The following is an 18,165-nucleotide window of genomic DNA, read 5'->3' as shown; positions in this document are numbered from 1 at the left end:
CACGCACTAAAGGATGACTAATATGTTGATATTAGTCATCTGCTGACATCGTCTTTTTTAACGCTCTGCTAACGTTTTTTTTGTTAAATTTATTTAATTAGATATTAATGTTAAGGGGATAGCTGTGAAAAAGTCAGCGACAAATGTTATGCAATGTGCAATTGCCACCTTTAGTTTTAAGAAAAATTCAGCTTTGGGAGGTGCGGCGTTATTAATGGGAGCCTTAATCTTCAGTCCAGCTAATGCAGCAACTCAGCATCTTGTAGAATCAGGTGAAACATTAAGTAGTATTGCGATTCATTATAATGTCTCACAAACTGCGCTTATTGATACAAATGGTTTGAAAGTAACTGACATAATGGCTGGTCAGTTATTGCAAATACCGAGCAAAGAGAGCGCTCATAACCTACATAAAGTGGAAATAGGGGACTCTTTAACCGGCTTGTCCAAAAAATACAATGTAGACTTGGTTGAGTTGGCTCGTGTTAACAAGCTGACCCCGCAATCAGGATTGCTCATTGGCAGTACGTTGATCATTCCTAGCAAAAAAGCCATTGCAGTTATACCAGCTACAGAAATTAAAACGTCAGAAGAAGCTGAGTCAGCGCCCTCTTTGCGCAGTCTTGAGGGTAGCAGCAACATTGCTGTCACGGTGCCTATCTCAGCCGCCTCAGCCGCCACATCTATAACCACTGCTGTACCAGTCATATCTAAACCAACCCTTATGCCTGTAAGTGCCACCGTGAAATCACCACCGAAAACAAGCCTAGCTGCCGCCAGCTCAGTCATGACTGATAGCAAGAAAGCGAGTACCAATACAGCCAGTACCAATACAGATAATAAAAAAGACATTAATAAAAATATTAAAAGTCATATCGTAAAATATGGTGAAACGTTAACAAAAATCGCTGAATTGTATCAGCTGGATGTGAATCAATTAGCGCAAGCCAACGATATGAAAGTGACGGATACTTTATATTTTGGTCGCTCTTTAATGCTGCTGCCAGCCGATAATTCAGCAACGAAAAAAGCAGCAGTGAGTAGCACTTCTGAGAAAAGCGCACCCTTAAAAACAGTAGCGCCAATCAAATATACGGTAAAAGCGGGTGACACGTTAATAGGTATCGCAACCAAATATAAAACCGACTTTATGACCATTGCCAATTTAAGTAATATTAAGCATTACCTTCCTCTACAGGTAGGTCAAGTATTGATGGTGCCAAACACCCCTAAGTAATTAGTTAACAAGGCATTAATAAATGCAGTACATTAATGAACCAATTGTAAGGCAGTGAACAGAGTCTTACTTGATTGCTTATAACAGAGACTACAGTAAAAACGCCGCCAAAGTAGTGGCGTTTTTTTTCATCAAAAATCGTCAACAGAACCTGATTTAGGTAAAGCATTAGGTTAAAAAAGCGAAGTTTGGTATGATAAATTTTTGTATATTGTCTTTATGATTTTATTCTCATTGTTAACGACAGGTCAGTTATCACCACAATGCCCATAAAAAACACTTTAGCAACTGCCGTAGTTCTCAGTCTAGCGTTTGGCTGGGCATCTATTGCTGTGGCAGCACCCATTACTACTCGTGCGCTTGGTCATAACAGTAACGCTGAGTATGTGAACGCGCCTTTTATGCCTTATGCCAATCCGCAAGCGCCAGCAGGTGGCACGTTATCGCTTGATGCGCGCGGTACTTTTAATGCCGCCAATAAATGGATGACCACGGGCGTGGCGATGATTGGCACCGATTATCTATATGATACCTTGATGACCGGCTCGTTAAATGAAGCCTTTACCATGTATCCGCAGCTGGCAACGCGTGTCACTTATGACCCTGAAGATACCAGCTGGATTGTCTATCATATCAATCCTGCCGCGCGTTTTTGGGATGGGTCGCCAGTCACAAGCGCTGATGTTAAGGCAACTTATGAGGCGTTATTAACCAAGGGACCTATGTTTATCCGCAGCTATTTGAGCGACATTAAAGCGGTTAACACCCTTGATAAGCAGCGGGTAAAATTTATCTTTGCCTCAAGTGATAATAAAGAAATACTGCTGACGGTCGGTCAGTTTCCTATTTTTGCTAAGACTTCTATTGATGCTAATTTTGAAAAAATAAGCCTGACGCCGTTGATGGGCAGTGGTCCTTATCAGCTTGGGCGTGTTGATGTTGGACGCTCGGTCACCTATGTGCGCGATCCCAATTATTGGGGACGTGAGCTCATGGTCAATCGAGGACGTTATAATTTCGATAAGATTAAATATGTCTATTATCAAAGCGATGAGATTGCTTTTGAGGGTTTTAAATCCGGACAGTATCGCTTTCGCCCCGAAAATAAAGCCTCAAATTGGGCAACGGCTTATAATTTCCCTGCGGTAAAAGCTGGGCTGGTTAAGAAAGAGTCGATAGCCAGTAAAAATCCTGTGCCCATGCAAGGGTTGGTCATGAATATGCGCCGACCGATTTTTCAAGATATTCGCGTTCGCCAAGCTTTAACCGCGGCTTATGATTTTGAATGGATGAATAAAACCCTTTTTCATGGTCAGTATGAGCGTTTGCAAAGCTTTTTCCATGGCTCGGAGCTTGCAGCAATAGGTACGCCATCGGCTGCTGAGATGCAGATAATCACGCCTTTATTGCCGAAGCTTGAACCGCTACAGCGCCAAGCGGTGCTAGATGAATGGCAACTGCCGGTTACGGATGGTGGTGGCTTTAACCGTGAAGGGTTACTTCAAGCACGGCAGTTGTTATTGGCTGCCGGATTTTATTATCAAGATATGAAATTGTATCAGCCGGATGGTACGCGTGCCAAAATCGAGATATTAATAAATAGCGATATTTTCGATCGGGTCTTATTAGCTTATGCTCGTAATTTGAAACGTTTAGGCTTTGATCCTGTATTACGCGAAGTCGATGGACCGCAGTATTATGAACGGATGCGCAGTTTTGATTATGATATGACGGTTGATGTGTTCGCGCAAAGCTTATCTCCAGGGACGGAGCAAGCGGCATTTTGGGGCAGTAGTGCCGCTAATGAGCCGGGCAACAATAATAGTATTGGGATTAAAAATGCCGCCATTGATAGCGTTATTACTAAACTTAGTGACGCTAAAAGTCGAGACGAGATTGTGCTATACACTCATGTTCTTGACCGTTTGCTGCGCGCTGGACATTATCTGGTGCCGCTGTACGGAAAGTCAGCCACTAGAGTTGCTTATTGGAATCAATATCGCCATGCTAAGAATTTGCCTACCAATGCGGTCGGGATTGATTATTGGTGGGTGGATAAGGCGGCAGAAGCCCATGTTAATAAATATTTGCGTCAGTAAATAAGACGATTATTTATCATTTCTTATTAAGTACCTATTTTAATTAAGCACTTATTGTAATTAAACATCCATTTTATTTTTTATTAACGACGTTGAAGAACTAACCAAACGATTTAACAAAACCAAAAAAGCTACCTTAAGCTAAGGATTTAATATGAGTATTCATATCCAGCCGATTAAAGCCTTTACAGACAATTACATTTGGACCCTGATTAATGAGAATAATAAACAAGCCATTGTGATTGATCCGGGTCAAGCAGCACCAGTGATTGCCTATCTAGAAGCAGAAGGGTTGGAGCTAACCGCGATTTGGACGACGCATCATCATCATGACCATATTGGCGGTGTCGCTGAGCTGCAAGAGTATTTTCCGATGACTCATGTGGTGGCGCATAGTGAGCATAATGTGGAGCAAGACCAAACGATTAAAGACGGCAGCAAGGTGAGTGCTTGGGGTTGCAATGCACAAGTCTGGGATATTCCGGGTCATACGGCAAGTCACGTCGCATATATTTTAGATATCGACGGGCGCAAGCATTGTTTTTGTGGCGATACCTTATTTAGTGGTGGCTGCGGTCGAGTATTTACTGGCACGATTGAGCAGTTATATGACAGCTTTAAGCGTTTAAACGGCTTACCTCTAGAGACGCTACTGTATCCGGCGCATGAGTACACTGCCAGTAATATGCGTTTTGGGCTATCGATTGAGCCTGACAATACTGTTATGGCGCAAGCGCTGCAACAAGCGACTGAAAAAACAGAAGCAGGTATCCCCACGTTGCCCGTAACGCTTGAGCATGAGCGTAGTGTTAACGTGTTTTTACGGACAGATATGCTCAGTGTTATTAGTGGCGTTAAGGCGCAATTGGCACTTGCCGATGATAAGCCGTTAACCGTATTTACCGCTCTACGCTCGCTTAAAAATGATTTTTAAGTCATAGCTTTTATATTAATTTTTTTATTTTTGCTTGCTAGGAAGCTGCCATTATGGGTCGTTATATCTTAAAAAGGTTATTACTGATATTGCCGACACTATTTTTAATCCTGCTTGCAAATTTTGTCATTGTGCAGGCCGCGCCCGGTGGTCCTGTTGAGCAGCAATTGGCAATGATTGAACAAAGTGCAAAATACGATGCCGTTAATGTTGGCGTTGGGGCGGGCAGCGCCGGTGGTAATAGTACGTATCAAGGGACACGCGGCTTGTCTGATGAGATGGTTGCGGCAATCAATAAGCAATATGGCTTTGATAAATCTGCGCCTGAACGCTTTTGGCTGATGCTAAAAAATTATGTGCGCCTAGATTTTGGTGAGTCGTTTTTTAAAGGGCAGTCGGTAACCGATTTAATCATCGAAAAACTACCGGTGTCTATCTCACTAGGGCTGTGGAGTACCTTGCTTATTTACCTAATTGCCATACCACTAGGCATTTATAAGGCAATGCATCATGGCTCAGCAATGGACAAAGCTACGGCGATGCTGTTAGCGGTTGGGCATGCGATTCCAGTCTTTGTCTTTGCGGTAATCTTACTGGTGTTTTTTGCGGGTGGTAGCTATTGGCATCTGTTTCCGCTACAAGGACTGACCTCTGAGAATTTTGACCAATTATCAGTGTTTGGTAAGATTAAAGATTATTTTTGGCATTTGGCGCTACCACTGTTGGCAAGTACCGTGGGCGGCTTTGCGGGTTTGACTTATTTAACCAAGTTTAGCTTTTTAGAAGAACTCGGTAAGCAGTATGTACTGACGGCGCGCGCTAAAGGGTTGAATGAGCGCCAAGTGTTATATGGTCATGTGTTCCGTAATGCGATGTTGATTATTATTGCTGGTATTCCTGCGGCGATTATTGGTATATTTTTTGCCGGTAACTTCCTTATTGAGATTATTTTTAAACTCGATGGGCTTGGCTTATTAGGCTTTGAGGCAATTCAGCAGCGCGATTATCCGGTGATATTTGGCACGTTGTTTATTTTTACGTTACTTGGTTTATTGTTACAGCTGATTAGTGATTTAACTTATCACCTGATTGATCCACGTATTGATTTTGAGGGTCGCTAATGTCAAATACTCAGCCAACGTATCCACTAAACCAACCTCCAAAATCAATGCTAACGACCGCTAAAAAGAGCCGATTAAATCCGATATGGCAAGCACGCTTAAAGCGTTTTCGGCACAATCGCTTGGGTGTAATCTCGCTGATTGTTTTTGCACTGGTTTTTGCGGTGTGTATGGCAGCGAATGTGATTGCTAATGACAAGCCGTTGCTGGTGCAGTATGACGGTGATTATTATTTCCCAGTGCTAAAGGCTTATCCAGAAACGGTGTTTGGCGGTATTTTTGAGACCGAAGCCAACTATAAAGACCCTGCCGTGCAACAACTTATCAATACGCAGGGCTATTATGTGATGCCGCCCATTCCCTTTGCCGATCAAACGCCTAACGTTGAGCTAGGTCTGCCGTATCCCGCTGCACCCAATCGCCAAAACTGGCTGGGCACCGATGATATGGGGCGTGATGTGATGGCGCGTATTTTGTACGGGCTGCGGGTATCGTTATTATTTGGCTTAGCATTGACGATAGCTGGGGCGCTGATTGGTATTATTGCCGGTGCGATTCAAGGCTATTATGGGGGCTGGGTGGATTTAGCCGGACAGCGGTTTATGGAAGTGTGGGGCGGAATGCCGCAGCTGTTTATGATTATCATTTTGGTCAGTCTATTTAGCCCCAGCATTACGGTATTGTTTGCCATGATGTTATTGTTTGGTTGGATGGGCTTGGTGGGATTGGTGCGAGCAGAGTTTTTACGAGCGCGTAATTTTGATTATGTCCGTGCGGCGCGCAATTTGGGCGTATCGGATAGTCAGATTATGTTACGCCATATTTTACCCAATGCTTTAGCATCAAGCTTATCGCAGCTGCCTTTTATTCTTACCGCCAATATTATTGCCCTAACATCGCTTGATTTTTTAGGGTATGGTTTGCCGCCCGGCTCGCCATCTTTAGGGGAGCTGATGGTACAAGGTAAAAACAATCTCGACGCACCGTGGCTGGCGTTATCCGGATTCTTTAGTTTAACCTTAGTATTATCACTGCTTATTTTTATTGGCGAAGCGCTACGCGATGCATTTGACCCGAGGCGCTCTTAATATGATCACGTCAAAACTTAATAATATAGAGACTGATAAGTCCGTAAATAATGCTGTTGATAAAACATTGAATACAGACCCGATATTGACGGTAGCTAATCTGAGTATTACCACGCAAGCAGGTGCGGTATTGGTGGATAATTTATCCTATGAGCTAAAACAGGGGCAGACGCTGGCGGTAGTGGGTGAGTCCGGCTCAGGAAAATCCATTGCTAGCTTAGCCTTATTAGGACTGTTGCCGGATAATTTGACGATTAATGGCGAAGTAACGCTTGCAGGTGTTGGTAATTTACCGATTACAAATAGTAGCGCTCGTAATCGCTCGCTGCGTATGATTCGTGGGCAACGTATTGGCATGGTCTTTCAAGAGCCGATGACCGCGCTTAATCCGCTTCACACTGTCGAAAAGCAAATTGCCGAATCTCTACGTCTACATGGAATCCCAAAAAAACAGTGGCGCGCGCAAACAATCGCGCTATTAAATGACGTTAATATTAGTAATGCAGAAGATAAATTATCCCGTTATCCACATGAGCTGTCGGGCGGTCAACGTCAGCGTGTGATGATTGCCATGGCATTGGCGCAGCAGCCGGATATTTTAATCGCTGATGAACCAACTACCGCGCTCGATGTGACTTTACAGCATGAGATTTTGGCGCTGCTTGATAGCCTCAAGCGTGAACGCAATATGGCAATGATGCTCATCAGCCACGACTTAAATCTCGTCAAGCGCTATAGCGATACGATTATCGTATTGCGTCAAGGGCAGACCATTGAGCAAGGCGCGACGTCAGAAGTTTTTAATCGTCCGCAAGCAGAATATACCCGCACGCTGATGAATCAAGACTTTGGGCAGGCGCTGAGTAAAGAAGATGTTACATCCAAACAGCAAGCGCCTGTATTAGCCGTAAGCAATCTACAAGTACAATTGCCTATAGAAAAAAGCCTGTTTGGTACGACCAAGCGCTGGTTTGATGCGGTAACCGATATTGATATGCGTCTATACACGGGTCAAGCATTGGGCATTATTGGCGAATCAGGCTCCGGTAAGACAACGATTGCGCTGGCACTGAGCCAGCTTTTGACCAATCAAGCACGTATTAGCGGGCAAGTACTGGTAAATGGTCAGGACATTACCAAACTGTCTAAAACAGCACTGCGTCAATTCCGCGCGCAAATTCAGATGGTCTTTCAAGACCCGTTTGCCAGTATCAATCCGCGCATGACCGTGATGCAAATTATCGAAGAAGGTTTGTTGGTACAAGGGGTCGATAAGGCAACGCGCACTCAAGCCGTATTGGATAGCTTACAGACCGTACACCTTCCTGCCGATTTTATAGAGCGTTATCCACATGAATTATCTGGTGGTCAACGTCAGCGCGTAGCACTGGCGCGCGCCCTCGTCATGCAGCCGCGCTTGCTAATTTTAGATGAGCCAACCTCGGCGCTTGACAGCACTACACAAGTGACAGTGGTTAATTTACTCCGTGAAATTCAACAAAAATTAAACATCAGCTATGTATTTATCAGCCATGATTTAAAAGTCGTCCGTGCATTATGTCAGCACATTATGATACTTAAAGACGGCATCTGTATTGAATCGGGCGCTACTGAGGATGTTTTCAATCAGCCTCAGCATCCTTATGCACAGCGCTTATTGCAAGCAGGCATGATATAGATTGACTTTTTAGCTCGTTCTAAATTATTTTAAGTCAGTTTAATTTAACTAAACTTACTAAATACTGATATCAAGTGTTCAGTGTTTATATTAAATTTTCCTCGCGCATATAAACTTAGCGCCACGCTAAGTTTCTCCTATGTCTAGTTTTGTATGATGGAATCATCACCCCAGCGATTCATAATTGATGAGCGCTGTGACCAAAAAACAAAAAAGAGATAGTGTTACTTATGTCCACTCTAACCATGCTCAGCCACTTATTCCTTATAGTCCTTCACGCTGCCGGTATTGGTAATACGGCTAGTACCATCGGGCAAACGACGCCCATCGCTACCTTACCAGCCGCCACCATAGTCACGACAAAAGAGAAAATTACGCTTGAACAAGCCTTGGTAGTTGCTAACAATAGGGTTAAAGGCGATGTGATTGAGGCTGAGTTTGAGCCCAGTAATGAGCGGGCTAATGGTAAATATGAAATTAGTATTATTGCACAAGGTATCGCGCATGAAGTTAACATCGACGCCAATACCGGTAATGTAATAACCATTAAGCAAAAAGCTTTAAAGACTAAAGGTTCAGCAGAATATAGTGCCATGAAACAGGCGAACGTAAGTCTTACACAGGCGCTTGAGCAGGCAAAACAAACCATTAGTGGGACTGTTGTCGAAGCAGAGTTTGATGGTGACAATGGTAAATCTGTTTATAAGGTTAAAGTGGTTCAAGACGCGCGATTACATAAGATGGTGGTTGACAGTTTAACTGGCGCGCTGATCACTAATCCTATAAAGGTCACTGATAAGGCAGCTTAATATTAACTAATCTTCAAATAGTAATGATAACGCGCATAAAATTTTATCTAGATTTTGATATATATAATTGTTAATACGTAACGTGGGAAGCGGTATACTTGCTGGACGTATCCTATCTATAATAATAGGCGATAACAATAAGGCTGTCTGATGCGAGTGTTACTGGTCGAAGATGATGAGATGATTGGCGAGAGTCTGAGTGATGCATTACAAGATGAGGCATATATTGTCGACTGGGTCAAAGATGGTCGCCAAGCTATTTTGACCCTCAAAGTACAGCCTTACGATATTATTTTACTGGATTTAGGCTTGCCTGAGATTGATGGCATGGGCGTATTAAATGCTATTCGCCATGCGCATATTAAAACGCCTGTCTTGATTATTACTGCCCGTGATGAGGTCAAAGATAGAATAGCAGGGCTAGATTCGGGCGCAGATGATTATGTGGTCAAGCCTTTTGAGCTGGGGGAAGTGTTCGCGCGGATGCGAGTGCTGATTCGCCGTGCGCAGGGGCAGGCGGACAATGTGCTTATTGTCGGTAATGTACAACTTGATACCACGCACAAGCGCGTACTTATGGATGATAGTCCTGTTGATTTGACGGCTAAAGAATATATGTTGCTTACCGTTTTTATGCTCTCGCCTGAAAAGGTCATGTCCAAAACCGAGCTGGAAGACTCTCTTTATGGCTGGGGCGGCGAGGTTGAAAGTAATGCCGTTGAGTTTTTAATTCACAGTCTTAGAAAAAAAATCGGACAACAAAGAATTAAAAATGTCCGCGGGCTGGGTTGGTATATTAGTAATAGCAACGTTTAGTACGCTTTTCCTATTTATTGAAGTTGCTTGCTATTATTTATTTTTAAAGAGTCCTGCCATGCTGCCTGTCCGCCAACCCTTTAAATCCATGCAGTTTCAGCTGATTTTTTGGTCAGTGCTAACGCTATTATTGTTAGCAATAGTCGCCGGTGGCTATGGGTTTTGGTACAGTTATGAGGATTTTAATGACTTTCAAGACGATAATCTTAAAAGTATGTCAGCCTTACTTGAACAAACAATTGATATTAAAGACTCTGACGCTAGTCCGCTTCAAAAGAAGAAGAAAATCCATTTTGAAACCGATGAGGATGAAGGCAGTATCACCGTCGATGTACTTAACAAGGCATGGACATCAGCAAAAACAGATAAATCACCGCAAAAGAATAAGACAAAGCGCAATAAAGAGCCCGATAATGGCACTCTTAAAAACACCAATATCGATGTTAACAATATCAGCTCTGATGATATTAGTTTAAAAAATCTTGCGTTAATACCAGCAGGTATCAGTACCCAAACGATAGATGATAAAAAATGGCGCGTTTATCGCAGTGACCATGAGAGTCGTGTCATCATCGTACGTCAGCGTACTGAGTTTCAAGAAGATTTGGCTGAAGCCAATGCTATGCAAGCCTTTTTACCATTACTTATTGCCATGGCGTTTTTGATGCTGTTGCTACCCTTTATCATGTGGCGGATGCTCAAACCTGTACGCCAGCTGCATAGCGAGATTAATAACCGTCAAGAAAGTGATCTCAGTCCTTTATCTATCAACAATTTGCCGACAGAGCTCTTACCATTAGCAGAGTCGTTAAACCGTCTATTAGCCTTAGTAAAAATTAGTATCGAGCGTCAGCAGCGTTTTATTGCTGATGCCGCGCATGAGTTGCGCTCGCCATTGACTGCCGTTTCCTTACAACTGCAACGCTTGCAACGCATTAATAAAGATGAGGTGATGGCGGAAGGATTAACAAAGCTTGCTATTCGCCTAAAGCGTAATCAGCAACTGGTCGAGCAGCTACTGACGCTTGCCCGTGCTGGCAATATGACCATGATTAATCAAGCTGAGCATACGTCAGTTGCCGTCAATGAAGTCATAGAGCAGGTCATTGGATTATTGATTCCTATTGCTGATCATAAAAACATAGCACTGAGCGTACAGTTAGAGACTGATGCGCAATTTGGCGATGGCAAGGTGGCTATAGAAGAAACTGTGTTATTAATGCTTATTAAAAATCTTGTTCAAAATGCCATTGTGTATACCCCAAATAACGGACAAGTGGCTATTAGATTATTTTATCTTCCTAAGCCTATCGATGCGTTAGAAACTACTGCATTAAACCCTTATGCGAACTTTGGTACGCAGGTTATTCACTCAGGAAAGTCTGATAAATTAACGGGTGAAGGTGCTAGCAGGCTAGTATTACAAATCATGGATTCGGGGGCGGGTATTGCTGCTACTGATTATGACAGCGTCTTTGAGCCCTTTGTTCGGTTAAGTCAAATAGTATCAAATGCAGATAGTATAACGGAAAGATCGACTGATACCGCGCGCTCAGACAGCGTTGCAAAATCCAGCTTAGCAAAAGATGATGAGGCAAAAATTACTGTCACAGATACAGATAATAGGACAGCAAAAGAAAGTAGCATAGATGAAAGTAGTGAAATAGAAGGGACAGGGCTAGGGCTATCTATTGTTAAGACCATTTGTCAGCAGGCAAATATTGATGTCTTTATGAGTGTGTCTACTTTAACAGCAGCCCCCAATCAACAGCCTTCAGGACTTTGTGTTACCTTACTGTTTTAAACACGAGTGAAAATAACAATAGTGTTCATATGCTATAAAATTTATTAATTTATAAATACTTAACATAAAAAAGGACGCTGCTGCGTCCTTTTTTGAATCTAAATTTCTACACTGATAACTAGTAAGTGCGTGTTAAATATTAAAATGCAGGTTGACGCTTCGGAATGGCACTCAAAAACTCATTACGCGCTTGGTTATCATGGACATATTCACCAAGCATTGCGGTCGTACGCGTGGTTGAATGTTGCTTGTTAATACCGCGCATCATCATACACATATGCGCGGCATCCATGACCACCGCAACGCCGCGGCAGCCTGTTACATCCATAATTGTTTGCGCCACTTGTTCGCTTAAGTTTTCTTGCACTTGCAAACGACAGGCAAACATATTTACGATACGCGCAAATTTAGATAAGCCTAAAACTTGCCCGTTTGGCAAATAACCAATGTGGGCAACGCCATGAAATGGTAGTAAATGATGCTCACATAACGAGTAAAATTCGATGTTTTGTACCAACACCAACTCACGATTGGTCGATGGAAACAGGGCATCGTTCACCACTTCGTCTAAATCTTGGCAATAACCGCGCGTCAAATGGGCAAAAGCTTTAGCCGCACGTGTTGGGGTATCTATAAGACCAGCGCGCTCTAAATCTTCACCGGTTGAGCCGATTAATTGGCGATAAGACTCTATGCTTTCTTGATAATCTGTTGCTATGATTGGGGTGTTACTCATAAGTTTGGCAGCCATCCAAAATGTGGGTATCGCTTAACGCTAAATCCTTGTTTACAAACAACGGTTGTAAAGGATTTATATAAAACCGTGCAAGCTTGGAAGGGGTAAGATTATACTTGAAAAAGGGGCAACTTAACACTGCTATCCCTAATACCTTGGGTTTTATCCCTCATCTAATGTCGCTATCTATTAATAAGCGATAATAGTTTACGAGTGTTTACTTAATTTGTTTCGTGTATAATGAGACAGCTTTTTAGGCTCAGATTATGTCAGTAGTAGATAGATTTTATTCATAGTAGACTGCTGTTATTCACCATAAATACCTGCTTTAAACTTCTCACAAGGAAATATTATGCTACTTCAAGGACAACGCTTTGTCGTGACCGGCATCGCCAGTAAACTCTCTATTGCTTGGGCAATTGCTGAAGCTTTGCATCGCGAAGGTGCCTCATTAATATTAACCTATCCTAATGATAAAATTAAAAAACGGGTAGATATGGCAGCAGAGCATTTTGAAGCTGACTTGGTACTTGAGTGTGATGTGGCATCGGATGAGTCCATCAAAGCCTGTTTTGAGCAAGTGACGGCGCATTGGGGCGACGGTATTGATGGTGTGGTACATGCTATTGGCTTTGCACCGATGGATCAGTTAGATGGCGACTTTACTTCAGCGATCACCCGTGAAGGCAGCCAGATTGCTCATGATATCTCAAGCTATAGCTTTGTTGCCCTTGCTAAAGAAGCGCGCGAATTATTAGCCATGCGTCACGGTTCTATGTTGACCTTGACTTATGAAGGCAGTATTTCGGTCTTACCAAACTATAATGTGATGGGTATGGCAAAAGCCAGCTTAGAGGCAAGTGTCCGTTATTTAGCGACGTCGATGGGCGGTGAGGGAATTCGTGTGAACGCTATCTCAGCCGGTCCTATTCGTACATTAGCGGCAAGTGGTATTAAGTCATTCCGCAAAATGCTGGATATCAGTGAAAAAATCTCTCCACTACAGCGTAATATTACTCAAATGGAAGTCGGTAATGCGGCACTCTTCTTATTGTCACCATGGGCATCTGGTATTACAGGTGAGATTATGTTTGTTGATGCTGGGTTTAATACCGTTGCTATTAGCGAGCAGTTGATGATGATGGATGTAGAAACGCCTAAGCAGAAGTAGTACTTAATTAGGATATGGTGCTAACTGACAGAAACTGTGTATTAATAGCAACATGTCGATAGCAGTGCGTTATTCATTATAAAAAGGTAGCCTTTGGGCTGCCTTTTTTTTGCTGCCAGTTATGAGCTGCATCAGCGTATAATAGCGTTTTCAGTTTTAGAAATTCTGTTTTTTAACGTTCTTAATAATAAAGGTTTTAATGGCATAGGCAGCGACTATGATTACCAAACTTCCCAAATGGATATTTTGGGGCGGTGCAATATTGGCATTTAGCGCAGGCTGTGTGAATACGGCAGCATTAATGGGCTTTACTAATTTATCCGTGTCGCATGTCACGGGTAACGTAAGCTTATTTGCCGCTGCTGTGGCACATTTTGACGGACACAGCATACTTTATATTGGTGCATCGTTATTATCATTTTTGCTGGGTGCAATCTTAAGTGGCTTTATTATTGGGCAAAAGTCGCTCAAGCTGGGTAGGCGTTATGGTCGTGCGCTTTATATTGAAGCAGCGCTGTTACTTATCAGCTATTTTTTATATAAAGAGCATGACTATCTTGGGCAATTAACTGCCGCAATGGCTTGTGGATTGCAAAATGCAATGGTGGCAACGTATAGCGGCGCGGTCATTCGTACCACGCATTTGACCGGATTGACCTCAGATATGGGCGCAACCATTGGCAATTGGCTGGCAGGACGCCCTATTAGTAAGCCCACACTCGGCTTTCAAGCCATTATTTGGTATTGTTTTTGCGCTGGCGGGGTTGTTGGTGCTTTTTTATATGCCAGAGTTGGTTATGGTGCTTTGTTTGTACCCATTACCATTGTATTAATAGCGGCATTCTTATATAACCACGCATCAGGCAGTCTACCAGAACGACGCCAACCCAGAAAAAAGCGCTTACCAAAATGATAAGCGCTTTTTTATCTCAGATATTCTTTATTTAGAAAACTTTATATAAGTTATTAAAAAAGTAGGAATTCCTTACTTCTCATCTTCTTCATCATGATTTTCATGGTCATGCAAGCCTTTCATCATATCAAGAGCGCACTCATCGGTACGCTGTTGGTCTTTTTTGGGCAATCCATCTTGATTGATATCTTTCGGTGCCATTTTAGTGGTTTCATCAGTTTTATTAGAGTTTGGCATAATGTGCTCCTACTTATTATCAGAATTTCATGAAAGTTTTTTCAATAACAATCAGTTAACCTTTAGAGTATGAGAGAAATATTTTTGCTTGTACAGAGACATATACAGTGCATTTAGTATTGATGTGTAACTGCCTATCTATTATTTTATATAACTAATTACTTTTTACCTAGTAAAACAATTCAATTTGTATTATTAATGGAGTAGAATCACGTAACTATTAATTACGTAACAATTGCCGGCTTGTATTAAGATGTATCTTAATGATTGATATATTTTAATGATTGATGTCTCTTAATGATTAGGGCAGTTTGATTTTATTTTTGGATACAAAGGGGGTTTTATGTCAGAGCAATTAGACAGCCATCTGCCAAAAGATGGTAATGAGTATTTATTTACCGATACCTTTCCAAAGGGTACGGGCAAGGGTCTGATAGTGGTGGCTATCGCTGCGGTTATCAGTATGATTATCTACAATGTATTGCCATTTGATATCAATGCCAATAAAGGGTTGGCGATGCTGTTTTTTATTGGGGTACTGTGGCTCACTGAAGCGGTGCATGTCACCATTACTGCGCTACTGGTGGTAGTGGTTGGTACGCTCATTGGTATACCAGAATTTAATGCCGAAGTAGGCTTGCAAAGCTTTGCCAATCCGACTATTTATTTGTTTTTTGGTGGTTTTGCTTTGGCTGCTGCCTTACATGTGCAGCAGCTAGATAGAAAGATTGCTATTAAAATATTGTCGTTATCAGGGGGTAAGCTGAGTACGGCGGTATTTTTAATCTTTGGGGTCACGGCATTTTTGTCAATGTGGATATCGAACACGGCAACCGCAGCGATGATGCTGCCATTAGCGCTCGGTATTTTAACGCAGGTAGACCGTAAAAATGATCGCGGTACTTTTGTGTTTGTCTTATTGGGAATCGCTTATTCTGCAAGTCTTGGCGGATTAGGTACGATTGTCGGCTCACCGCCAAATGCGATTGCGGCTAAAGCTTTGAATATTACCTTCGTTGATTGGATGAAGTTTGGGGTACCGATGATGCTGGTGTTATTGCCATTATTATTGGGCGCTATGTATCTATTTTTGAAGCCCAATCTGAATCGTATCGTGGTCTTTAATGAAGAAGCGCCTATTCCTTGGAATAAGCCGCGTGTAGTGACCATTACAGTATTTATCGTTACCGCACTAAGCTGGATATTTTCCAAAAAAATCGGTACAGCGCTGGATATTGCCGATACCGATGCCATTGTGGCGTTATCGGCAGCCGCTGCAGTGGTGAGCTTAGGGTTGGTTTCTTGGAAGCAAGTATCTGATAATACTGACTGGGGTGTTCTTATGTTGTTTGGCGGTGGTATTGCGCTGTCAACGATTCTAAAGGTATCAGGTGCCTCATTAGTATTGGGTCAAACAGTAGCCAATGCGTTAGCTACTGCACCGCTTATTTTAGTTATGATAGCAGTATCGGCATTTATTATTTTCTTAACGGAATTTGCTTCTAATACGGCATCAGCCGCGCTACTCGTACCAGTTTTTGCTGCGATTGCTGAGCAAATGGGCTTACCGCATGAGGTGCTCGTGTTAATTATTGGTATTGGTGCGTCATGTGCCTTTATGTTGCCAGTTGCTACGCCGCCTAATGCGATTGTGTTTGGTACAGGTCTGATTAAGCAAACAGAGATGATACGGGTTGGGGTCATTCTTAATATTATCGCTACCGTTATTGTGGGACTGTGGGCTTATTTCTTCTTAATTTAAGTGTTTTAAAAGTGATATTCGCTTTAGTCTATTAGCAGTGAGCTTGTATTGGCTAAGAATACCGTACAAAAAACCGATTGTTGAACATGTTCAACAATCGGTTTTTTAATGAATGTTAGATAAAGCTAAAGTTATTAGAATTTACTCAGGATAATTAACCCATATCCAACCATTCTCTAACCACTCCATTACCTCATCAGGATCAATCCCTTCTAAATCATCAAGGGTCAAATGCTCGCCATTAGCTAAGCGTACGAGTAGTGCTATCGATGTTTCATGCAAATCATCTAAACGCTGACCATTGGCATATAGGGTAATGCCATCAGGAGTTTGAGTGTATAACAAGCGATTGCTATAATCGGCTTGTAGCGTCGCGCCAGTTGCCAATGCAGATATCATCTCATCAGTCGTTGTCGTATCTTCTGGCACAAGTACATCATATTGGCGTTTGCTGACTACCTCGGACACGGCTTGACGGATAATCGTGTCACCGCGCTCAGATTGCAGCAATTGCAATAACTGCGCTTTAATTGCTTCAATGCTGTCAGTCTTTAATTCACCTGACGCTTGCACAGCTTGTGGCAATAACATGGGTATAAATAAAGCGCTGTCATTGGTCGCCACATCCGTTAAGCTATCGATGATTTGCATTAAATTTGGACGGCGACAGCCAAATGAGAAGGTCAAGCAATCGTCTTGCGCCACACCAAAATGCGCTAACTTTGGTGGTAAATACAGCACATCACCAGCTTCCAAGATTTCATCAAAAATAATCTCGCCCATATCATCAAACAAACGTATCGGTTCGTCAGCGACAAATTCGGTTTGCTCATCACAAAACTTGCCCAATTGCCAGCGTCTAGAGCCAAAACCTTGCGCTAAAAACACATCATAATCGTCATAATGCTTGCCAACTGAGCCACCTTTTGGCGCGTAAGAGACCATAATATCATCGCGCTGCCATTGCGGGATAAAATCAAGCGCTTGCCATAACGCGCCAAGTTCTGGCGACCACTGCTCAAGATTCTGTACTAATACTGACCATTGCTCAGGTAAGTTATCAAAATCTGCTTCAGTAAGTGGGCTTTTTTTAAGCTGCCATTGCGGTTGACCGTCTTGCTTGCTCGTAGCTTGAGTTAGCAGTCTTGCAGTAGCATCTTCATCTATTGCCAAACCTAAAATATCTTCTGGTTCAAACATACCGATTAACTGTGGTAAGCCTTGCTTAATCAGCAATGGCTTTTTTTGCCAATATTCGCTTAAAAATTGCTCAGGCGTGATTGAGCTTGGTAAACAAAGCGGTATAGAACTCATAAATAAACTCGTAGGGTTAGATGAATATAAGATTAATAATAAGGATGGCTTTATAGGTAACGGTTATTGGTTTATGATGACACCTAACTGATGACTGTCATCAACACCTCTTAAAGCTTCTAGGATTATTATGAAAAAACTATCTATTATCGCCATACTTGCCAGTATGTTTTTACTACAAGCGTGCGTGCACAAACTCGTTACTGTACCCGTCAAAGTGGCTTATAAAACCACCAAAGGCGTGGTTAAAGGCACCGTTGCCGTAACTAAAGCCATTATTCCGGGCGATAGTGATGACGATAAAGAAGATAAAAAGAAAAAATAAACGTTATTCAACGGTGATTTTAAATAACAGCCTAGCCAATGAATAAGGGCAGATAGTGAAGAAGGTTAAATAGGGTAGGCAGTATAACAAGCTGGACAGTAGCATACAATCGGCTAAATAA

General features: G+C 42.4%; 16 protein-coding genes. 13 read left to right on the top strand and 3 right to left on the bottom strand.

The features are described from left to right. The first annotated feature begins 124 nt into the window (after window positions 1-124). The 9 genes from AAEY78_RS03995 to AAEY78_RS03955 all read left to right on the top strand — a co-directional run bounded on the left by AAEY78_RS03995 (window position 125) and on the right by AAEY78_RS03955 (window position 11,586). Complete coding sequence (locus AAEY78_RS03995) at window positions 125-1,237, top strand: muramidase family protein (protein WP_352337511.1); 1,113 nt, start codon at window positions 125-127, stop codon at window positions 1,235-1,237. 263 nt (window positions 1,238-1,500) lie between these two features. After that, window positions 1,501-3,336 carry an extracellular solute-binding protein gene (locus AAEY78_RS03990; RefSeq protein WP_352337510.1) on the top strand — a complete coding sequence of 612 codons (1,836 nt, stop codon included), beginning with the start codon at window positions 1,501-1,503 and terminating at the stop codon, window positions 3,334-3,336. Between the two features lie 154 nt (window positions 3,337-3,490). Further along, window positions 3,491-4,270, top strand: a complete 780-nt coding sequence (gene gloB, locus AAEY78_RS03985; protein WP_352337508.1) for a hydroxyacylglutathione hydrolase — start codon at window positions 3,491-3,493, stop codon at window positions 4,268-4,270. 53 nt (window positions 4,271-4,323) lie between these two features. Next, window positions 4,324-5,391, top strand: a complete 1,068-nt coding sequence (yejB, locus tag AAEY78_RS03980; RefSeq protein ID WP_352337507.1) for a microcin C ABC transporter permease YejB — start codon at window positions 4,324-4,326, stop codon at window positions 5,389-5,391. Window positions 5,392-5,438: 47 nt separating this feature from the next. Then, window positions 5,439-6,479, top strand: coding sequence for an ABC transporter permease (locus AAEY78_RS03975; RefSeq protein ID WP_352337717.1), 1,041 nt, complete (start codon window positions 5,439-5,441; stop codon window positions 6,477-6,479). Between the two features lies 1 nt (window position 6,480). Further along, the gene (locus AAEY78_RS03970) at window positions 6,481-8,157 is read left to right on the top strand and encodes an ABC transporter ATP-binding protein (RefSeq protein WP_352337506.1); all 1,677 of its coding nucleotides are present in this window, start codon (window positions 6,481-6,483) and stop codon (window positions 8,155-8,157) included. Window positions 8,158-8,387: 230 nt separating this feature from the next. After that, window positions 8,388-8,966: a PepSY domain-containing protein gene (locus AAEY78_RS03965; RefSeq protein ID WP_352337505.1), complete on the top strand. Its 579-nt coding sequence runs from the start codon at window positions 8,388-8,390 to the stop codon at window positions 8,964-8,966. Window positions 8,967-9,116: 150 nt separating this feature from the next. Continuing rightward, the gene (locus tag AAEY78_RS03960) at window positions 9,117-9,782 is read left to right on the top strand and encodes a response regulator (RefSeq protein WP_352337503.1); all 666 of its coding nucleotides are present in this window, start codon (window positions 9,117-9,119) and stop codon (window positions 9,780-9,782) included. A 58-nt stretch (window positions 9,783-9,840) separates the two neighbouring features. Further along, window positions 9,841-11,586 carry a histidine kinase dimerization/phospho-acceptor domain-containing protein gene (locus AAEY78_RS03955; protein ID WP_352337501.1) on the top strand — a complete coding sequence of 582 codons (1,746 nt, stop codon included), beginning with the start codon at window positions 9,841-9,843 and terminating at the stop codon, window positions 11,584-11,586. Window positions 11,587-11,725: 139 nt separating this feature from the next. Here the strand turns inward: AAEY78_RS03955 and folE are convergent, their stop codons facing one another. Then, window positions 11,726-12,322, bottom strand: coding sequence for a GTP cyclohydrolase I FolE (gene folE / locus AAEY78_RS03950; RefSeq protein ID WP_259365095.1), 597 nt, complete (start codon window positions 12,320-12,322; stop codon window positions 11,726-11,728). A 352-nt stretch (window positions 12,323-12,674) separates the two neighbouring features. On the opposite strand from folE, the gene AAEY78_RS03945 reads away from it, so the two are divergent. Next, window positions 12,675-13,493, top strand: coding sequence for an enoyl-ACP reductase FabI (locus tag AAEY78_RS03945; RefSeq protein WP_352337499.1), 819 nt, complete (start codon window positions 12,675-12,677; stop codon window positions 13,491-13,493). Between the two features lie 217 nt (window positions 13,494-13,710). Continuing rightward, complete coding sequence (locus AAEY78_RS03940) at window positions 13,711-14,406, top strand: YoaK family protein (RefSeq protein WP_352337497.1); 696 nt, start codon at window positions 13,711-13,713, stop codon at window positions 14,404-14,406. Between the two features lie 72 nt (window positions 14,407-14,478). On the opposite strand, the gene AAEY78_RS03935 is transcribed toward AAEY78_RS03940, so the two are convergent. Continuing rightward, window positions 14,479-14,643, bottom strand: coding sequence for a hypothetical protein (locus AAEY78_RS03935; RefSeq protein ID WP_352337496.1), 165 nt, complete (start codon window positions 14,641-14,643; stop codon window positions 14,479-14,481). A 343-nt stretch (window positions 14,644-14,986) separates the two neighbouring features. Here AAEY78_RS03935 and AAEY78_RS03930 point away from each other — a divergent pair, with 343 nt between their 5' ends. Beyond that, a complete protein-coding gene (locus tag AAEY78_RS03930; protein WP_352337494.1) occupies window positions 14,987-16,405 on the top strand; it encodes an SLC13 family permease in 1,419 nt (472 codons plus the stop codon). 141 nt (window positions 16,406-16,546) lie between these two features. On the opposite strand, the gene AAEY78_RS03925 is transcribed toward AAEY78_RS03930, so the two are convergent. Continuing rightward, on the bottom strand, window positions 16,547-17,719 hold the full coding sequence (locus AAEY78_RS03925) for a JmjC domain-containing protein (protein ID WP_352337493.1): 1,173 nt from the start codon (window positions 17,717-17,719) through the stop codon (window positions 16,547-16,549). A 130-nt stretch (window positions 17,720-17,849) separates the two neighbouring features. On the opposite strand from AAEY78_RS03925, the gene AAEY78_RS03920 reads away from it, so the two are divergent. Beyond that, window positions 17,850-18,044 (top strand): NF038104 family lipoprotein, encoded by a 195-nt coding sequence (locus AAEY78_RS03920; RefSeq protein ID WP_352337491.1) that lies wholly within the window; start codon window positions 17,850-17,852, stop codon window positions 18,042-18,044. The last annotated feature ends 121 nt before the right edge of the window (window positions 18,045-18,165 follow it).

The organism is Psychrobacter sp. 16-MNA-CIBAN-0192, from assembly GCF_040309565.1.
In the GTDB taxonomy this organism is placed as follows: Bacteria; Pseudomonadota; Gammaproteobacteria; order Pseudomonadales; family Moraxellaceae; genus Psychrobacter.
Note: the sequence above shows the minus strand (reverse complement) of the source record. Positions and strands in the feature narration are given on the sequence as shown.

Coding starts and splice junctions, on each gene's coding strand:
- AAEY78_RS03990 (WP_352337510.1), top strand. CDS start 1,501: ATGCCCATAAAAAACACTTTAGCAACTGCCGTAGTTCTCAGTCTAGCG.
- gloB (WP_352337508.1), top strand. CDS start 3,491: ATGAGTATTCATATCCAGCCGATTAAAGCCTTTACAGACAATTACATT.
- yejB (WP_352337507.1), top strand. CDS start 4,324: ATGGGTCGTTATATCTTAAAAAGGTTATTACTGATATTGCCGACACTA.
- AAEY78_RS03975 (WP_352337717.1), top strand. CDS start 5,439: ATGCTAACGACCGCTAAAAAGAGCCGATTAAATCCGATATGGCAAGCA.
- AAEY78_RS03970 (WP_352337506.1), top strand. CDS start 6,481: ATGATCACGTCAAAACTTAATAATATAGAGACTGATAAGTCCGTAAAT.
- AAEY78_RS03965 (WP_352337505.1), top strand. CDS start 8,388: ATGTCCACTCTAACCATGCTCAGCCACTTATTCCTTATAGTCCTTCAC.
- AAEY78_RS03960 (WP_352337503.1), top strand. CDS start 9,117: ATGCGAGTGTTACTGGTCGAAGATGATGAGATGATTGGCGAGAGTCTG.
- AAEY78_RS03955 (WP_352337501.1), top strand. CDS start 9,841: ATGCTGCCTGTCCGCCAACCCTTTAAATCCATGCAGTTTCAGCTGATT.
- folE (WP_259365095.1), bottom strand. CDS start 12,322: ATGAGTAACACCCCAATCATAGCAACAGATTATCAAGAAAGCATAGAG.
- AAEY78_RS03945 (WP_352337499.1), top strand. CDS start 12,675: ATGCTACTTCAAGGACAACGCTTTGTCGTGACCGGCATCGCCAGTAAA.
- AAEY78_RS03940 (WP_352337497.1), top strand. CDS start 13,711: ATGATTACCAAACTTCCCAAATGGATATTTTGGGGCGGTGCAATATTG.
- AAEY78_RS03935 (WP_352337496.1), bottom strand. CDS start 14,643: ATGCCAAACTCTAATAAAACTGATGAAACCACTAAAATGGCACCGAAA.
- AAEY78_RS03930 (WP_352337494.1), top strand. CDS start 14,987: ATGTCAGAGCAATTAGACAGCCATCTGCCAAAAGATGGTAATGAGTAT.
- AAEY78_RS03925 (WP_352337493.1), bottom strand. CDS start 17,719: ATGAGTTCTATACCGCTTTGTTTACCAAGCTCAATCACGCCTGAGCAA.
- AAEY78_RS03920 (WP_352337491.1), top strand. CDS start 17,850: ATGAAAAAACTATCTATTATCGCCATACTTGCCAGTATGTTTTTACTA.